Source organism: Micrococcus sp. APC 4021, from assembly GCF_030407635.1.
Classification (GTDB): Bacteria; Actinomycetota; Actinomycetes; order Actinomycetales; family Micrococcaceae; genus Micrococcus; species Micrococcus luteus.
In genome coordinates this window covers 1-16748 of sequence record NZ_JASDCZ010000046.1, presented here as the reverse complement: position 1 = coordinate 16748, position 16748 = coordinate 1, and the positions used below count along the sequence as shown (strand labels likewise).

The window sequence follows — 16748 nt, the reverse complement described above, 5'->3', positions numbered from 1 at the left end:
TTTCGCTTCTTCCCTACTGAAAGAGGTTTACAACCCGAAGGCCGTCATCCCTCACGCGGCGTCGCTGCATCAGGCTTGCGCCCATTGTGCAATATTCCCCACTGCTGCCTCCCGTAGGAGTCTGGGCCGTGTCTCAGTCCCAGTGTGGCCGGTCACCCTCTCAGGCCGGCTACCCGTCGTCGCCTTGGTGAGCCATTACCTCACCAACAAGCTGATAGGCCGCGAGTCCATCCAAAACCGATAAATCTTTCCAACACCCACCATGCGGTGGACGCTCCTATCCGGTATTAGACCCAGTTTCCCAGGCTTATCCCAGAGTTAAGGGCAGGTTACTCACGTGTTACTCACCCGTTCGCCACTAATCCACCCAGCAAGCTGGGCTTCATCGTTCGACTTGCATGTGTTAAGCACGCCGCCAGCGTTCATCCTGAGCCAGGATCAAACTCTCCGTAAAAAAATTACAGAACAACACCGTGGCAGCCGGAAATAACCACCACGACATCCATTCAATACCTGGCAGACCATCACCACACCACGGGGGTGGCAGGCGATGATCAACCAATATGTGTTAAAACAATTGGCATCAACAAACTTGGCACACTATTGAGTTCTCAAACAACAGGCGCTTCCAGCTTCAGCGACCCGCTCCGCGGGCCGTTTCGCTCTGGAGCAACTTCTCCACCCTAGACCATCCGTTTCGACCGTGTCAACTCCGTGTCCGAAGCATTCACCGTCCGTTCACATGGCCGGGCTAGAAAACCTTACCACGTGATCCGACCATGTCAACTCCGCTTCCGCGGTGTCAGACACTCACCGGACCATCCACGTGGAAGGCCTTGAAAAGCTTACCACATGGTTCCCGGCTGTCAAACCAGATCATCTTCTTCAGGAATCCCGACCCGCATCACTGCCGGCCGCGCACCCGGTGAGCACCACCCGCCCTGGACCTGCCATTCTCGGCATGAATCCGCGGATTCTGTGTTCTTCACCCCGCCTCCCGGTCACCCGGTCGGCGTCTTGAGCACGAGATGGAACTCTACACACGAATCCCACCGAACACAAAATCAGGGGCGGCACCCGGCGTCCGGGCACGAAGGAGGGCCCCGTTCTCCGCAGAATCCTGCGGGGAACGGGGCCCTGTGCTCCTCCCGTGGGCGGTTGCTTCGCCGTCGCCGCCCGTCGTGTCCTCGGTCACTTTTCGCGACTCACGGTGGACACCGGTGGTCTGCAGCCGCGGTCAGCCCTCCCCCAGGTCCGCACCCGCCATGCTCTTCTTGCCCCGGCGCACCAGCAGGTGCCGGCCGGCGAGGGCGTCGTCTCGGGTGAACACCTGGTCGGCATCCGTCACCCGCACGTTGTTCACCGAGGCGCCGCCGTCGCGCACCGTCCGACGCGCCTCGGAGCGCGAGGCGACCAGCCCGGTGGAGACCAGCAGCTCGACCGCGGTCACGGTGCCCGGCTCCCCCTCCCACTGGGTCCGGTCGGCCTGCGGCAGCTCGGCCAGCACGGCGGTCAGCGTGTCCGGATCCACGGTGGTGAGGTCGCCGCCTCCGAACACGGCCTGGGAGGCCTCGATGACCTTCGTCGTCGTCTCCTCTCCATGGGCCAGCGCGGTGACCTCCCACGCCAGGCGCTTCTGGGCCTCCCGGCGGAACGGCTCGTCGGCCACCTTCTGCGCGTACTCCTCGATCTCCGCGCGGGTCAGGAACGTGAAGACCTTGAGCCGGTCGACGACGTCCGCGTCCGCCGTGTTGAGCCAGAACTGGTAGAAGGCGTACGGGGAGCACATCTCCGCGTCGAGCCAGACGGCGTTGCCCTCGGACTTGCCGAACTTGGTGCCGTCCGCGTTCGTGATCAGCGGCGTGCCCAGCGCATGGGCGTGGGTCCCCTCCACCTTGCGGATCAGCTCGGTGCCGGCGGTGAGGTTGCCCCACTGATCGGAGCCGCCGGTCTGGAGGGTCACGCCGTGCCGGCGGTGCAGCTCGAGGAAGTCGTTGCCCTGCAGCACCTGGTAGGAGAACTCCGTGTAGGAGATGCCCTCATCAGAGTTCAGGCGCTTGGCCACGATCTCCTTCTTCACCATCGTGCCGACGCGGAAGTTCTTGCCGACGTCCCGCAGGAAGTCCAGCGCGCTCATGCCCGCGGTCCAGTCCAGGTTGTTGACCATGGTCGCCGCGTTCTCCCCCTCGAAGGAGAGGTACGGCTCGATCTGCGCGCGCAGCGACTCCACCCACGCCGCCACGGTCTCCTGCGAGTTCAGAACGCGCTCCGAGGTCTGCCGCGGGTCGCCGATGAGCCCGGTGGCGCCGCCCACGAGGGCGTACGGGCGGTGGCCGGCGAGCTGCAGGCGGCGCAGGGTGAGCAGCTGGACCAGGTGTCCCAGGTGGAGGGACGGAGCGGTCGGGTCGAAGCCGCAGTAATACGAGACGGGCTCTCCGGCCAGCGCCTGCTCCAGCGCGGCCTCGTCCGTCGAGACGTGCACGAGCCCGCGCCAGCGCAGCTCCTGCCAGACGTTCTCGAAGCTCGGGTCGTTCGCCTGTGCGCGCAGTCGGGCCGCGCGCTCCTCGTTCTGGGGTGCCATGGCCCCAGCCTAGCGACGCGCCCGCGCGCCTCCGCGACGCCGCGCACGTGCGACGTCGCCCGCGGGGCTCACTCCGGGACGTCCGCCAGCCCGGCCGGCAGCGCGGCCGCGTCCGTCCCGGCGACGACGGACAACGACTGGGTGGCGCGGGTCATCGCCACGTACAGATCGCCCACCACCCCGCGCGCGTCGGCCACGATCCGCTCGGGCGAGACGAGGACGACGGTGTCGAACTCCAGTCCCTTGGTCTCCCACGGGGTGGCGACGACGATCTCGACGCCGGGCAGCGGCGCGGTGTCCACGGCCGCCTCCCCCCACCGCTCCCGGAGGACCGTGAGCAGCTCCCCCGTCCGCCCGACGGGGGCGATCACGGCGGTCAGGGCCTCGGGCACACGGCCCCGCTCGGCCTCGACCGCCTCGAGGGCCAGGGCCGCGACGTCACCGCCCGGCTCCGTCACCAGGCGCGGGCGATGGTCGCCCTCGCGCACGGCGCGCGGATGGGAGACCTCGAGCCCGGCCGCCCGTGCGACCTGCGCGGCCCAGCGCATCACGCGCGCGGGCGAGCGGTAGTTCACGGTCAGCTCTTCCAGGCGCCAGCGGTCCCCGAACTCCGGGGCGAGGACGGACGCCCACGAGCTGGCCGCGTCACGACGGGAGGACTGCGCGATGTCCCCCACGATGGTGAACGACTTCATCGGGCAGCGGCGCGCCAGCAGGCGCCACTGCATCGGAGAGAGCTCCTGAGCCTCGTCCACCACCACGTGCCCGTACGTCCAGGTGCGGTCGTGGGCCGCGGTCTCGGCGGTGGTCCGTCGCACCCCGCGTGCCTCATTGGCCGCGGCCAGCTGCTCGGCGTCCACGACGCCGTCGACGCCCAGGTCCGCGAGCGTCTGGTGCATGTTCTCCAGGGACGCCCGGGCGTTCTCGAGGTTGCGCTCGTGCTGGGCCGCGAACTCACCGCCCCGGCCCGGGGTCTCGAGGCGTCCGAGCAGCTCGGCCGCCTCGTCCAGCAGGGGCACGTCGGCCTCGGTCCAGGGGGCGTCGGCCGGCCGCAGGAGCGTGCCGACCTCGGCGTCGGAGAGCCACGGGGCCGCCGCCCGGAGCAGGTCCTCCCGGGTGAGGAGGTCGCCGATGAGCTTCTCCGGCGTCAGCGGCATCCAGCAGAGGTTGAGCGCGATGCGCACGTCGCGCGAGGTGCGCACGTCCTCCAACAGGAGGTCACGCTGCACCGGGGCGCCCGAGGACTTCTCCAGCTTCTTGCGCAGCTTCTCCGCGAGCTCGCGGACGAGGATCTTCACGAACGTCACCCGGGCCTCGTTGTGGGGCTTGCGGGTGGCCCGTGCCTTGTCCCGGGCGCGCCGGACCATGGCCGGCTTGAGCTTGACGGCCGTGCCGTCGATCATCAGGCGCCGCGGCTCGACGAGCAGGCGCTGGCGCTGCGCGACCGCGTGGGCGACGGCGTCCACCATGTCCAGCCGGCCCTTCACCGCCGCCGCGTCGAGGTCCCGCTCCGGGACGGCCCGCACGCCCGGCATCAGCGTCCCCAGCGAGGACATCACGACACCCGTCTCGCCCAGCGAGGGCAGCACCCGCTCGATGTACCGCATGAACGCGGTCGAGGGGCCGACGATCAGCACGCCCGAGCGGGCGAGGCGCTCCCGGTGGGTGTACAGCAGGTAGGCGGCGCGGTGCAGGGCGACGGCGGTCTTCCCCGTGCCGGGCCCGCCCTGCACCACGACCGCCCCGGGCAGGGGCGCGCGGATCACCTCGTCCTGCTCCGCCTGGATCGTGGCGACGATGTCCCCCATCCGTCCCGTGCGTCGGGCGGTGACGGCGGCCAGCAGCGCACCCTGGGCATCGGCGCGCACGCCGTCCTCGCCCAGCAGCGTCGGGTCCAGGATGTCGTCCTCGAGGTCGCGCACCTCGCGCCCCCGCAGCATCAGGTGACGACGACGGCGCACGCGGCCCCGGTGGGCCGCCGTCGCCTGGTAGAAGGCGCCGGCCTCGGCCGCGCGCCAGTCGACGAGGAGGCGCTCGTGGTCCTCGGTGGTGAGGCCGATGCGCCCGATGTACCGCTGCTCGTCGGCCCCACCCTCCCGCTCGGCGTCGAGGTCGAGCCGGCCGAAGACGAGGCGGTCGTCCACGGCGTAGAGCTGGGCGAGTCGGTCCTCGTAGAGGCTGGCGAAGGCGTCGCGCTCGGAGTGGTTCTGCAGCGACCCCTGCGGGCCGGTCCGGCGCACGGCCGCGAGCTGGCGCTCCTTCTCCTCACGCAGGGCGTCGAGGCGGGCGTACCGCTCGGCGACCCGACCCCGCTCGAGGTCGAGCTCGGACTGGCGGACGGACACGGTATCGGTCATCGGGGGCCCTCGCGGTGCGGTGAGAGGCGGACCACGCTGCGGCCCGCCCGGCGGAAAAGTGACCACCCATGCTACGCCGACCGCGGTGAACGGCGGGTGACGCGGCGGTGCCCTGCCGGGCACCGCCGCGTCCGGCCCGGCCGACGCCGACTCGACCGGGCGACCGCGTCAGCGGGCGTCGACGACGGAGCCCGGCGTGTCGGCCCAGCGGCGCAGCGGTTCCAGGGCGTCCTCGAGCGCCCCGATCTGCGCCGCGACGGCCGTCGGCGCGGTCCCGCCCTGGGCGTCGCGAGAGGCGAGCGAGCCCTCCGTGCTGAGCACCTCGCGGACCTGCGGGGTCAGCGCCGGCGAGATGGCCGCGTACTCCTCGTCCGTGAGGTCCCACAGCTCCACGCCCCGGGCCTCGGCCGCCTTCACGGCCTCGCCGGACAGCTCGTGGGCCTCGCGGAACGGGACCCCCTGGCGGACGAGCCACTCGGCGACGTCGGTGGCCAGCGCGAAGCCCTGCGGGGCCAGCTCCGCCATGCGCTCCGTCTGGAACTCGAGGGTGGCGATCATCCCGGAGACGGCGGGCAGCAGCAGCTCGAGGGTGTCCGCGGCGTCGAAGACGGGCTCCTTGTCCTCCTGCAGGTCGCGGTTGTAGGCCAGCGGCATGCCCTTGAGCGTGGCCAGCAGCCCCGTGAGGTCGCCGATGAGGCGGCCGGACTTGCCGCGGGCCAGCTCGGCGACGTCCGGGTTCTTCTTCTGCGGCATGATGGAGGACCCCGTGGAATACGCGTCGTGCAGCTTCACGAAGCCCGCCTCCTTGGTGGCCCAGAAGATGACCTCCTCCGAGATGCGGGACAGGTCGACGCCGACCATCGCGGCGACCCACGCGAACTCCGCGTACACGTCGCGGGCGGCGGTGCCGTCGATCGAGTTCCACACGGCCGACTCGAAGCCGAGCTCGGTGGCCACGGCGTTCGGGTCCAGACCCAGGGAGGAGCCGGCCAGGGCCCCGGAGCCGTACGGCGAGACGGCCGCGCGCGCATCCCAGTCCACGAGCCGCTGCAGGTCCCGCGCGAACGCCCAGGCGTGCGCGAGCAGGTGGTGCGAGAGCAGGACGGGCTGCGCGTGCTGCAGGTGGGTGCGGCCCGGCATCGGCGCGTACGGGTGCGCCCGCGCCTGATCGAGCAGCGCGTCCACCGTGGCGATCACGCCCCGCGCGATGATGCGGGCGTGGTCGCGCAGGAACATCCGGCCGAGGGTGGCGACCTGGTCGTTGCGGGATCGGCCGGCTCGCAGGCGGCCGCCGAGCTCGGGACCGGCCCGCTCGATGAGGCCGCGCTCGAGCGAGCCGTGCACGTCCTCATCGGACGCCGCCGGGGTGTAGGCACCGGAACGCACGTCCGCCTCGAGCCGGTCGAGGGCCGCGATCATCCCGTCCAGGTCGTCCGCACTGAGCAGACCGGCGGTGTGCAGCACCCGGGCGTGGGCACGGGAGCCGGCGATGTCATAGGGCGCCAGGCGCCAGTCGAAGTGCGTGGACTTGCTGAGCGCGGCGAGCGCCTCGGAAGGGCCGCCGGCGAAGCGGCCGCCCCACAGGGCGCCCTCGTTGGTCCCGTGGCGGGCATCGGTGTTCTCGGTCATCGAAGGTCTCCTCGAGGTCGGTGACAGGCCGACGGCGGCCGGCCCGGTCGCGGGCGGGCCGCCGTCGTGCACGGGGCGTGCGGGGTCAGTCGTTGGACAGGCGGGCGACGTCCTGGAGGTCGGCGCCGCCGCGCAGGCGCTGCTCGCGCTCGGAGGCCGTCTTCGCGGACAGGCCGAAGATGTCGATGAACCCGCGGGCCGAGGACTGGTCGAACGAGTCGCCCTCGTCGTACGTGGCGAGGTTGAAGTCGTACAGGCCGGTCTCGGACCGGCGACCCTGCACCGTGGCGCGGCCACCGTGGAGCTCCAGGCGGATCTCACCGTTGACGTGCTCCTGGGTCGCGTCGATGAACGTGTCCAGGTTCCGCTTCAGCGGGGAGTACCACTGGCCGTCGTAGACCAGCTCGGTCCACCGCTGGTCCACATGCTTCTTGAAGCGCGCCTGTTCCCGCTCCAGGGTGACGTTCTCGAGCTCACGGTGGGCCGCGATCAGCGCCATGGCCCCCGGTGCCTCGTAGATCTCGCGGGACTTGATGCCCACGAGGCGGTCCTCGACGATGTCGATCCGGCCCACGCCCTGGGCACCGGCCCGGCGGTTGAGCTCCTCGATGATCTCCAGCGGGCTCAGCGCGCGGCCGTCGAGGGCCGTGGGGACGCCGCGCTCGAAGGCGATCGTGACCACGTCCGGCGCCGGCGGGAAGGCGGGGTCGTCCGTGTAGTCGTAGACGTCCTTCGTGGGGCCGTTCCAGATGTCCTCGAGGAAGCCGGTCTCGACGGCGCGGCCCCACACGTTCTGGTCGATCGAGAACGGGTTCTTCTTGGTGGTGACGATCGGCAGGTCGTTGCGCTCGGCGTACTCGATGGCCTTCTCGCGGGTCAGGGCGAGGTCGCGCACCGGGGCGATGCACTTCAGGTCGGGCCCGAGGGTCTGAATGGAGACCTCGAAGCGGACCTGGTCGTTGCCCTTGCCGGTGCAGCCGTGCGCCACCGTCGAGGCGCCGAACTGGCGGGCCGCCGCGACCAGGTGGCGGGAGATCACCGGGCGCGAGATCGCGGAGACCAGCGGGTAGGCGTCCATGTAGAGGGCGTTGGCCTTGAGCGTGGGCATGCAGTACTGCTCGGCGAACTCGTCACGCGCGTCGGCGACGTAGGCCTCGACGGCGCCGCAGTCCAGGGCGCGCTGGCGGATCGTCTCGAGGGACTCGCCCCCCTGGCCCACGTCGACCGCGACGGCGACGACCTCGGCGCCCGTGGCCTCGGCGATCCAGCCGATGGCCACCGAGGTGTCCAGGCCGCCCGAGTAGGCAAGGATGATGCGTTCCTTCACGTTTTCTCCTCTTTATATAGGGGGGTCTCCCAGCGCGGCACGTGGCCGTCGGAGGCGTGCTCGGTGGCGATCCTACCCGGATCTTGAATAAATATGCAACTGACGGAATATCAGCTCCCGATGGCCCCTGTGCAGCCCCTCTGCGCCGACAGCGACGGCCACGGGCGACCATCGCTCCGCCCTCGAATCCCGGGTCGAACGCGACTCAGGTCACGGCCTCGGCCGTCGATCGTGACCTTCGCCCATGCCCCTGTGACGGAGGTTGTCCACACCGGCGGATCAGACACCATGACAGCAAATCCGACCAGTAGCGTGCATTTCATCCACGCGCCCACGACTCTAGGGATCGATTCGTCACCCGTTCTCAAATTTCAGACAGACGGGCAAGAATCCGTCGACCCATGATTTGACGCGAGGGGGGCTCCCGTCGTTGACTCTTCCGTAGCCGATTCGTGATCGAACCGTGATCTGACCGAGAGGTCGGGGACGGGGAGGCCACGACATCGAACCCCCTCCGACGGTCGCCCGCTGCTGGGTCGTCTCGAACCGACGGAGGGCATGACCCGACCAAGGAGAAGGACGACCCCGGTGCGCCTCGGCCGCCGATCAGCGAGGACTCGCCATGGACACCATGACTCTCTTCACCACTTCCGCCACCCGCTCCCGCCGTGCCACCGCCTCGATCGTCGCGGGCATGACCCTCGCCGGCGCCGCCGCCGTGGGCTTCTCCGCCCCGGCCCAGGCCGCCACCGTGGACACCTGGGACCGCCTCGCCGAGTGCGAGTCCAGCGGCACCTGGGACATCAACACCGGCAACGGCTTCTACGGCGGCGTGCAGTTCACCCTGTCCTCCTGGCAGGCCGTCGGCGGCGAGGGCTACCCGCATCAGGCCTCGAAGGCCGAGCAGATCAAGCGCGCCGAGATCCTCCAGGACCTGCAGGGCTGGGGCGCCTGGCCGCTGTGCTCGCAGAAGCTGGGCCTGACCCAGGCTGACGCGGACGCCGGCGACGTGGACGCCGCCCCGGTCGCCGTGGAGCGCACCGCCACCGTGCAGCGCCAGTCCGCCGCGGACGAGACTGCTGCCGACCAGGCTGCGGCTGAGCAGGCTGCTGCCGACCAGGCCGCGGCTGAGCAGGCTGCTGCCGACCAGGCCGCCGCCGAGCGCTGGGCCGCCAAGCAGGCTGCTGCCGAGCAGGCCGCTGCCGCCGAGGCCGCTGCTGAGCAGGCTGCTGCCGACCAGGCCGCCGCCGAGCGCTGGGCCGCCGAGCAGGCTGCTGCCGAGCAGGCCGCCGCCGACAAGGCCGCTGCCCAGCGTGCCGCCGCCGCGGAGAAGGCCGCCGCTCAGAAGGCTGCCGCCGCTGAGCAGGCCGCTGCCGCGGAGCAGGCCGTCGTCGCCGAGGCCGAGACCATCGTCGTCAAGTCCGGTGACTCCCTCTGGAAGCTCGCCAACGAGTACGAGGTGGAGGGTGGCTGGACCGCCCTCTACGAGGCCAACAAGGGCGCCGTCTCCGACGCCGCCGTGATCTACGTCGGCCAGGAGCTCGTCCTGCCGCAGGCCTGAGACGCCTGACCGGTCCCCCGGACCGGTGCCACACGAGGAAGGCCCCCGCCATCGGCGGGGGCCTTCCTCGTGCCTGGTGCCCGTCACCCGCGCGGGCGGGGCCGGACGGGTCGGTTAGCCCGCCAGACCCAGCAGGTGGGCCGCGACGGCCGGGGCGGACGTGGTCCCCGTGGTGATGAGGAGGATGGTGTCGTCGCCGGCGATCGTGCCCATCACGTGCTCCACGCGCGCCTGGTCGATCACGCTGGCCAGGAACTGCGCCGCACCCGGGGGCGTGCGCAGGACCACGAGGTTCGCCGTGGGCTCGGCGGAGACGAGCAGCTCGCGGGCCATGCTCGCCAGCCGATTCAGCTGCGCGTCCGAGCCGCGGCCCGGCACGGCGGCGTCGTCGCCCTCCGCCGGCAGGGCGTAGACCATGCCGGCCGGCCCGCGCGTCCGCACCGCGCCGAGGTCCACCAGGTCCCGCGAGAGCGTGCCCTGGGTGACGGACAGCCCGCGATCGCCCAGGGCGTCCGAGAGTTCGGCCTGGGAGCGGATGCCCCGGGTGGCCAGGATCTCCCGGATCGCGGCCTGACGGGCGATCTTCGTCGTGGGGGCGGCCATCAGCGCGGCTCCTCGGCCAGGCCGGAGCGATACAGCAGCCAGGCGATGAGCGCCTTCTGCGCGTGCAGCCGGTTCTCGGCCTCGTCGAACACCACGGACCGCGGCCCGTCGATCACCTCGGCCGTGACCTCGTAGCCCCGGTACGCGGGCAGGCAGTGCAGGAAGATCGCGTCGTCGGCCGCCCGCGCCATCGCGTCGGCGTCCACCTGGTAGTCCCGGAACAGCGCCAGGCGGGCCTCCTTCTCCTCCTCCTGGCCCATGGACACCCACGTGTCGGTCACGACGACGTCCGCGCCCGCCAGGGCCTCGGCCGCGTCCGTCGTGACGAGGACGGAACCGCCCGTCTCCGCCGCCCGCTGTCGAGCGGCGGCCACGACGTCCTCGGCAGGCAGGTGCCCCTCGGGGCCGGCGACCCGCACGTGCATGCCGGCCGTCGCGCACCCGAGCAGATACGAGTGGGCCATGTTGTTCGCCGCGTCCCCCAGATACGTAAGAGTGCGGCCCGCCGTGCCGCCGAGGTGCTCGCGCACCGTCAGCAGGTCGGCGAGGATCTGACAGGGGTGGTAGTCGTCGCTGAGCGCATTGACCACGGGCACCGAGGAATGGGCGGCCATCTCCTCGAGGCCGGCCTGGGCGAACGTGCGCCAGACGATGACGCCGACCATCCGCTCCAGCACGCGGGCCGTGTCGGCCACGGACTCCTTGTGGCCCAGCTGCGACTCCCCCGGGTTCACGATCAGCGGCGTCCCGCCGAGCTCGGCGATGCCGGCCGCGAACGAGACGCGGGTGCGCGTGGAGGTCTTGTCGAAGAACACGATGCCGGTCCGGGGCCCGGCCAGCGGGCGGTGCCGGAACCGGTCGGCCTTCATCTGCGCGGCGAGGTCGAGCACCTCGGCCTGCTCGGCCGGGGTGAGGTCCGTGTCCACCAGGAAGTGGCGGACGGCGGCAGCGGGGGTCATGGGCGGTCTCCTTCGGCGGGGGTCAGGGCGGCGGCCACGAGCCCGGGCAGGGCCGCGGCGAAGCGCTCGAGCTCGGCCACGGGCACGGTCAGCGGCGGGGCCAGGCGCAGGGTGGAGGGGCCGGTGGCGTTGAGGATCCAGCCCGCCTCGAGGCCGGCGGCGACGACGGCGGGGGCCAGCCCGCCGGCCGGGGCCGGTCCCGCGGGGTCGGCCAGGTCGACGCCGATCCACAGGCCGTGACCGCGGACCGCGGCCACCTCGGGCAGGTCCTCCAGCAGGGCGGCCACGGCCTCACCCGCCGCGCGGACGTGGCCGAGCAGGCCCTCGTCCTCGACGGTCTGGAGCACGGCCAGGCCCGCGGCGGTGGCCAGGGGGTTGCCGCCGAACGTGGTGCCGTGCTGGCCGGCGGTGAGCAGCCCGGAGACGGCGGGGCCGACGCACACGAGCGCCCCGATCGGCACGCCGCCTCCCAGTCCCTTCGCCAGGGTGAAGGCGTCGGGCACCACTGGCTCGGCCGCCCCGGTGACGGCCGGATTCTGGAAGCCGAACCACGTGCCGGTGCGGCCCACGCCGGACTGCACCTCGTCGAGGATCATCAGGGCGCCGGCCTCGCGGGTCGCGGCCCGCACCTCGGCCAGGTAGCCGGCCGGCCAGCCGTGCACGCCGGCCTCGCCCTGGACCGGCTCGAGGATGACGGCGGCGACGGTGGCGCCGTCGTCGTCCGGGGCCAGGGCCGCCCGCAGGGCTGCGGCGTCCCCGCCCGGCACGTGCTCCACGCCGCCGGGCAGCGGCTCGAAGGGCGCCCGGTAGGCCTCCTTGTGCGTGAGCGCGAGGGCGCCCATCGTGCGACCGTGGAAGGCCCGCTCGAGCGCGATCACCCGCGTCCGGCGGCCGGACGGGTCGTCCGCGCCGTGGCGGCGGGCGAGCTTGAACGCGGCCTCGTTGGCCTCCGTGCCGGAGTTCGCGAAGAACACGGTGGAGCCCGCGGGCGCGCCGGCCAGCTCCAGCAGGCGCTCGGCCAGGCGGATCTGCGGCTCGGAGGTGAAGAGGTTGGACACGTGGCCGAGCGTGGCGATCTGCTCGGACACCGCCCGCACCAGCGCCGGGTGGCCGTGGCCGAGCGCGTTCACGGCGATGCCGGCCAGCAGGTCCGTGTAGCGCCGGCCGTCGGTGTCCCACACGTGGACCCCCTCGCCGCGCACGAGCACGCGGGCGGGGCGGCCGAAGACTCCGGTCAGGGCGGCGTGGTAGCGCTCCAGCAGCGCGGACTGGTCGGTGCTCATGCGTCCTCCTCGGGGGTGGTCGGGGCGGTGGGTTCGGCGTCGGGCACCACCTGGGTGCCGACGCCCGCGGAGGTGAAGACCTCCAGCAGCATCGAGTGGGGGCGGCGGCCGTCCACGACGTGGGCGCGCTGCACGCCGGCGTCGACGGCCGCCAGGCACGCGGCCATCTTCGGGATCATCCCGGAGGCCAGGGAGGGCAGCAGCGCACGCAGCTGGGCGGCGGTGAGCGAGCTGATGAGGGAGTCGCGGTCCGGCCAGTCGGCGTAGAGGCCTTCGACGTCGGTGAGCAGCACGAGCTTCGCGGCGCCGAGGGCGGCGGCCAGGGCCGCGGCGGCGGTGTCCGCATTGACGTTGAGGACCTGCCCGGTGGGCTCGCCGTCGTCGTTGATCTCGGGGGCGACCGACGAGACCACGGGGATCCGCCCGGACTCGATCACGTCGAGGATCGCGGTCGGGTCGACTCCGGTGACCTCTCCCACGAGGCCGAGGTCCACCTCCTGGCCGTCGACGACGGCGCCCGTGCGGCGGGCGCGCAGCAGCCCCGCGTCCTCGCCGGAGAAGCCGACGGCGTACGGGCCGTGGGAGTTCACGAGGCCGACCAGCTCGCGGCCCACCTGTCCCGTGAGCACCATGCGGACCACGTCCATGGCCTCCTCGGTGGTCACGCGCAGGCCGCCGCGGAACTCCGAGGCGATGCCGAGGCGGTCGAGCATCGCGTTGATCTGCGGGCCGCCGCCGTGCACCACCACGGGGTGGACCCCCACGTGGTGCAGGAACACGATGTCCTCGGCGAACGCCCGGCGCAGCTCCTCCGACACCATGGCGTTGCCGCCGTACTTGACGACCATGACGGTGCCGGCGAACCGCCGGATCCAGGGCAGGGCCTCGACGAGGACCTCCGCCTTGGACTCGGCGCGGTCGAGCCGGTCCGCGGTGGACAGGACGGGCGCGGCCGCCGTGGCCGGATCGGTGTGCGGGCTCATGCTGGGGGTCCTCACGTGGAGTAGGCGGAGTTCTCGTGGACGTAGTCGTGCGTCAGGTCGTTGGTCCAGACCGTGGCCTCGGCGTCGCCGGCGTGCAGGTCGACCTCGACGAGCACCTCGCGGGCCGAGAGGTCCACGCGGGAGCGGTCCTCTCCCACGCCGGAGGCGCGGCACACCTGGACGCCGTTGAAGCGCACGTCGAGGGCGTACGGGTCGAAGGCGGCGACCGACTCCGGGACCGTGCCGACGGCGGCGATCACGCGTCCCCAGTTCGGGTCCTGGCCGAAGATCGCGGTCTTGAACAGGTTGGAGCGGCCGACAGCGCGCGCGACGGCCTCGGCCGCCTCCTCGGTCTCGGCGTGGACCACGCGCACGGCGATGTCGTGCCGGGCACCCTCGGCGTCGGCGACGAGCTGGCGGGACAGGTCCGCGCAGACCTCGTGGAGGGCCGCGGCGAACGCCGCGGGCTCGGGCGCCGTCCCGGACGCGCCCGAGGCCAGCAGGATCACGGTGTCATTGGTGGACATGCACCCGTCCGAGTCGACCCGGTTGAAGGTGGCGCGCACGGCCTCGCGCAGGGCCGCGTCGAGGGCGGGGGCGGGGACGTCGGCGTCCGTGGTGATGACGCTGAGCATCGTGGCCATGCCGGGTGCCAGCATGCCCGCCCCTTTGGCCATGCCGCCCACGGTGAAGCCCGCGCCGCGGGCCACGGCGGTCTTGGCCACGGTGTCCGTGGTCTTGATCGCGACGGCGGCGTCCTCGCCGCCGTCCGGACTCAGGGCGGCGACCGCCTCGGCCACGCCCGCGGTGAGCGTGTCCATCGGCAGGCGCTCGCCGATGAGGCCGGTCGAGCAGACGAGCACGTCGTCGGCGGCGGTTCCGAGGGCGGCGGCCGCGTGCTCGGCGGTGCGACGGGCGTCCTCGAGGCCCTCGGCGCCGGTGGCCGCGTTGGCCCCGCCGGAGTTCAGGACGACCGCGGTCGCGCGGCCGTCCCGCACGGCGCGGCGGGTCCAGACCACGGGGGCGGCCGCCACCCGGTTCTCGGTGAGGACGGCGGCCGCCGCGTCGCGCGGGCCCTGGTTGACGACGACGGCGACGTCGGGCGTGCCCGAGGCCTTCAGCCCCGCGGTGACGCCGGCCGCCCGGAACCCCTGTGCTGCGGTGACGCTCACGGCGCGACCCCCTGCTGCTCGAGCCCCGCCTGCTCCGGCAGGCCCAGGGCGATGTTCATGGACTGCACGGCGCCGCCGGCCGTGCCCTTGGTGAGGTTGTCGAGCACCGCGCAGACGATCACGCGGCCGGCACGCTCATCCACGGCGAGCTGCAGCTGCACGTGGTTGGAGCCGAGGACCGCCTTCGTCGTCGGCCACTGCCCCTCGGGCAGCAGGTGCACGAAGCGTTCGCCGCCGTAGGCCGCGGCCCATGCCGCGCGCACGTCCGCGGCGGCCACGCCGGGGCGCAGCCGCGCCGTGGCCGTCGCGAGGATGCCGCGCGGCATCGGCGCGAGCGTGGGCGTGAAGGAGACGCGGACCGGCTCGCCGGCCGCCTGGGCCAGGCCCTGCTCGATCTCCGGGGTGTGCCGGTGCCCGCCACCGACGCCGTACGGGCTCATCCCGCCCATGACCTCGGCGCCGAGCAGGTGCGGCTTGAGCGCCTTGCCCGCCCCGGAGGTGCCCGAGGCGGCGACGATCACCACGTCCTGCGGCTCGAGCAGCCCCGCGGCGAAGCCGGGCGCGAGGGCGAGGATCGAGGTGGTCGGGTAGCACCCGGGGACGGCGATGCGGCGGGTGCCGGCGAGTCGCTCACGCTGACCGGGCAGCTCGGGCAGGCCGTAGGGCCAGGTCCCGGCGTGCGCGGTGCCGTAGAAGGCCTCCCAGTCCGCGGCGGACTCGAGGCGGTGGTCGGCGCCCGCGTCGATCACCAGGGTGTCCGGGGAGCGCTCGGCGATCTCGGCCGCGAGCGCCCCGGAGGCCCCGTGGGGCAGCGCGAGGATCACGACGTCGTGACCGGCGAGGACGTCCGCGGTGGTCTCGGCGAGGACGCGGTCCGCCAGGGCGTGCAGGTGCGGCTGGAGGGCGCCGAGGCGCTCCCCCGCGTTCGAGTGGGCCGTGATGGCTCCGACGGTGACGGACGGGTGGCCGGCGAGCAGGCGCAGGGCCTCTCCCCCGGCGTAGCCGCTGGCTCCGGAGACGGCGACGGTGTGGGTCATGGCCCCATCCTAGCGTAGATATGCGTTGCACGGAATATCTATGCGGTGCCTCGGGTCCCCCGGGACGGGCCGGATGTCCGGGCCCGCTCCTAGAGTGGGGCCATGACCACTGCGAACACCCCCGCCGTCCCCCGCACCCACCACGCCGTCGTCGTGTCCGCCACGGGCGGCCCCGAGGTCCTGCAGTGGACCGAGACGGAGGTGCCCTCTCCCGCACCGGGGCACGTGCTGGTGCGGACCGCCGCGGCGGGCCTGAACTTCATCGAGACGTACCAGCGCTCCGGGACCTACGCGATGGACCTGCCCTTCACCCCCGGCACGGAGGGCTCCGGCGAGGTCGTCGCGCTCGGCGAGGGCGTGGACGCCGCGCTCCTGGGGGCCCGTGTCGCCACCGCGACGGCCACCGGTGCGTACGCCGAGCACTTCACCGCCCCCGCGGATCGTCTCCTCGCCGTCCCGGAGGGCATCGACCTGGCCGAGGCCGCCGCCCTTCCGCTGCAGGGCATGACGGCCCACTACCTCTGCCGGTCCACCTTCCCGGTGGAGGAGGGCCACACGGTGGTCGTGACGGCCGGTGCCGGCGGCGTGGGGCTCCTGCTCACCCAGCTCGCGACGGCCCGCGGCGCCCGCGTGGTCACCACGGCGTCCACGGAGGAGAAGCGGGAGCTGTCCCGGGGCGCGGGCGCCGTTGCCGCGGTGGACTATCCGGACCTCGCCGCCACGGTGGCGGAGCTGACGGACGGCGAGGGCGCGCACGTCGTGTACGACGGCGTGGGGAAGGACACCTTCGACACCTCGCTCGAGGTGCTGCGCGTGCGCGGCACACTCGTGCTCTTCGGCGGGGCCTCCGGGCAGGTGCCCCCCTTCGACCTGCAGCGGCTCAACGCGGCCGGCTCGCTGTACGTCACCCGGCCCTCGCTGGTGCACTACACGCGCACGGGCGAGGAGACCCGCTGGCGTGGTGGAGAGGTGTTCGGGGCGTGGGCCTCCGGCGAGCTCGACGTACGGATCGGCGAGCGCTTCCCGCTGGCGGACGCGGCCGCCGCGCACGCCGCCCTCGAGTCCCGGTCGACGACGGGCAAGGTGCTGCTCACCCTGTCCTGAGCCGGACCCGCCCGGTGCCTTCCAGGCGCCCCGCGCGGCCGCGGGCGGGGCATAGAATGTCCCGCTGCGGCCTGGTCCGCGTCCGACCCTCGGTTTGCCGCTCACACCCCCGGAGGCCCCTGTGTCCCTTTCGTCCGCCGCGCCCGCGGGGT

The 16748-nt window shown here is 72.6% G+C and carries 12 protein-coding genes and 1 rRNA gene; 2 read left to right on the top strand and 11 right to left on the bottom strand.

The genetic code is table 11. The features are described 5' to 3' along the window. The 5 genes from QL983_RS05920 to QL983_RS05900 form a co-directional block, all read right to left on the bottom strand. A 16S ribosomal RNA gene (locus QL983_RS05920) occupies positions 1–454 on the bottom strand; the annotation flags it as partial. A 783-nt stretch (positions 455–1237) separates the two neighbouring features. Next, positions 1238–2581, bottom strand: a complete 1344-nt coding sequence (gene tyrS / locus QL983_RS05915) for a tyrosine--tRNA ligase (RefSeq protein ID WP_148408409.1) — start codon at positions 2579–2581, stop codon at positions 1238–1240. 68 nt (positions 2582–2649) lie between these two features. Beyond that, complete coding sequence (locus QL983_RS05910) at positions 2650–4938, bottom strand: UvrD-helicase domain-containing protein (protein ID WP_135101425.1); 2289 nt, start codon at positions 4936–4938, stop codon at positions 2650–2652. Positions 4939–5106: 168 nt separating this feature from the next. Then, positions 5107–6567: an argininosuccinate lyase gene (gene argH / locus QL983_RS05905; protein ID WP_095694718.1), complete on the bottom strand. Its 1461-nt coding sequence runs from the start codon at positions 6565–6567 to the stop codon at positions 5107–5109. Between the two features lie 85 nt (positions 6568–6652). Continuing rightward, positions 6653–7894, bottom strand: a complete 1242-nt coding sequence (locus QL983_RS05900; protein ID WP_095694719.1) for an argininosuccinate synthase — start codon at positions 7892–7894, stop codon at positions 6653–6655. A 622-nt stretch (positions 7895–8516) separates the two neighbouring features. Between QL983_RS05900 and rpf the strand changes: the two genes are divergently transcribed. Continuing rightward, the gene (rpf, locus tag QL983_RS05895; protein ID WP_135101423.1) at positions 8517–9455 is read left to right on the top strand and encodes a resuscitation-promoting factor Rpf; all 939 of its coding nucleotides are present in this window, start codon (positions 8517–8519) and stop codon (positions 9453–9455) included. A 114-nt stretch (positions 9456–9569) separates the two neighbouring features. Here rpf and argR read toward each other — a convergent pair whose 3' ends face one another. The 6 genes from argR to argC are packed head-to-tail and all read right to left on the bottom strand — an operon-like array spanning position 9570 to position 15492. Then, complete coding sequence (gene argR / locus QL983_RS05890; RefSeq protein WP_036337506.1) at positions 9570–10058, bottom strand: arginine repressor; 489 nt, start codon at positions 10056–10058, stop codon at positions 9570–9572. Continuing rightward, positions 10058–11017 carry an ornithine carbamoyltransferase gene (gene argF / locus QL983_RS05885; protein WP_036315667.1) on the bottom strand — a complete coding sequence of 320 codons (960 nt, stop codon included), beginning with the start codon at positions 11015–11017 and terminating at the stop codon, positions 10058–10060. The genes argR and argF overlap by 1 nt, the downstream gene beginning before the upstream one ends. Beyond that, on the bottom strand, positions 11014–12300 hold the full coding sequence (locus QL983_RS05880) for an acetylornithine transaminase (protein WP_159228049.1): 1287 nt from the start codon (positions 12298–12300) through the stop codon (positions 11014–11016). Before QL983_RS05880 ends, argF begins: the two co-directional genes overlap by 4 nt. Next, complete coding sequence (gene argB, locus QL983_RS05875) at positions 12297–13283, bottom strand: acetylglutamate kinase (protein ID WP_179288539.1); 987 nt, start codon at positions 13281–13283, stop codon at positions 12297–12299. Before argB ends, QL983_RS05880 begins: the two co-directional genes overlap by 4 nt. Positions 13284–13294: 11 nt before the next feature. Then, positions 13295–14455, bottom strand: coding sequence for a bifunctional glutamate N-acetyltransferase/amino-acid acetyltransferase ArgJ (gene argJ / locus QL983_RS05870; protein ID WP_044659909.1), 1161 nt, complete (start codon positions 14453–14455; stop codon positions 13295–13297). Then, the gene (gene argC, locus QL983_RS05865) at positions 14452–15492 is read right to left on the bottom strand and encodes an N-acetyl-gamma-glutamyl-phosphate reductase (protein WP_123244382.1); all 1041 of its coding nucleotides are present in this window, start codon (positions 15490–15492) and stop codon (positions 14452–14454) included. Before argC ends, argJ begins: the two co-directional genes overlap by 4 nt. A 102-nt stretch (positions 15493–15594) precedes the next feature. Here argC and QL983_RS05860 point away from each other — a divergent pair, with 102 nt between their 5' ends. Further along, a complete protein-coding gene (locus tag QL983_RS05860) occupies positions 15595–16596 on the top strand; it encodes a quinone oxidoreductase (RefSeq protein ID WP_036315656.1) in 1002 nt (333 codons plus the stop codon). Positions 16597–16748 lie beyond the last annotated feature (152 nt).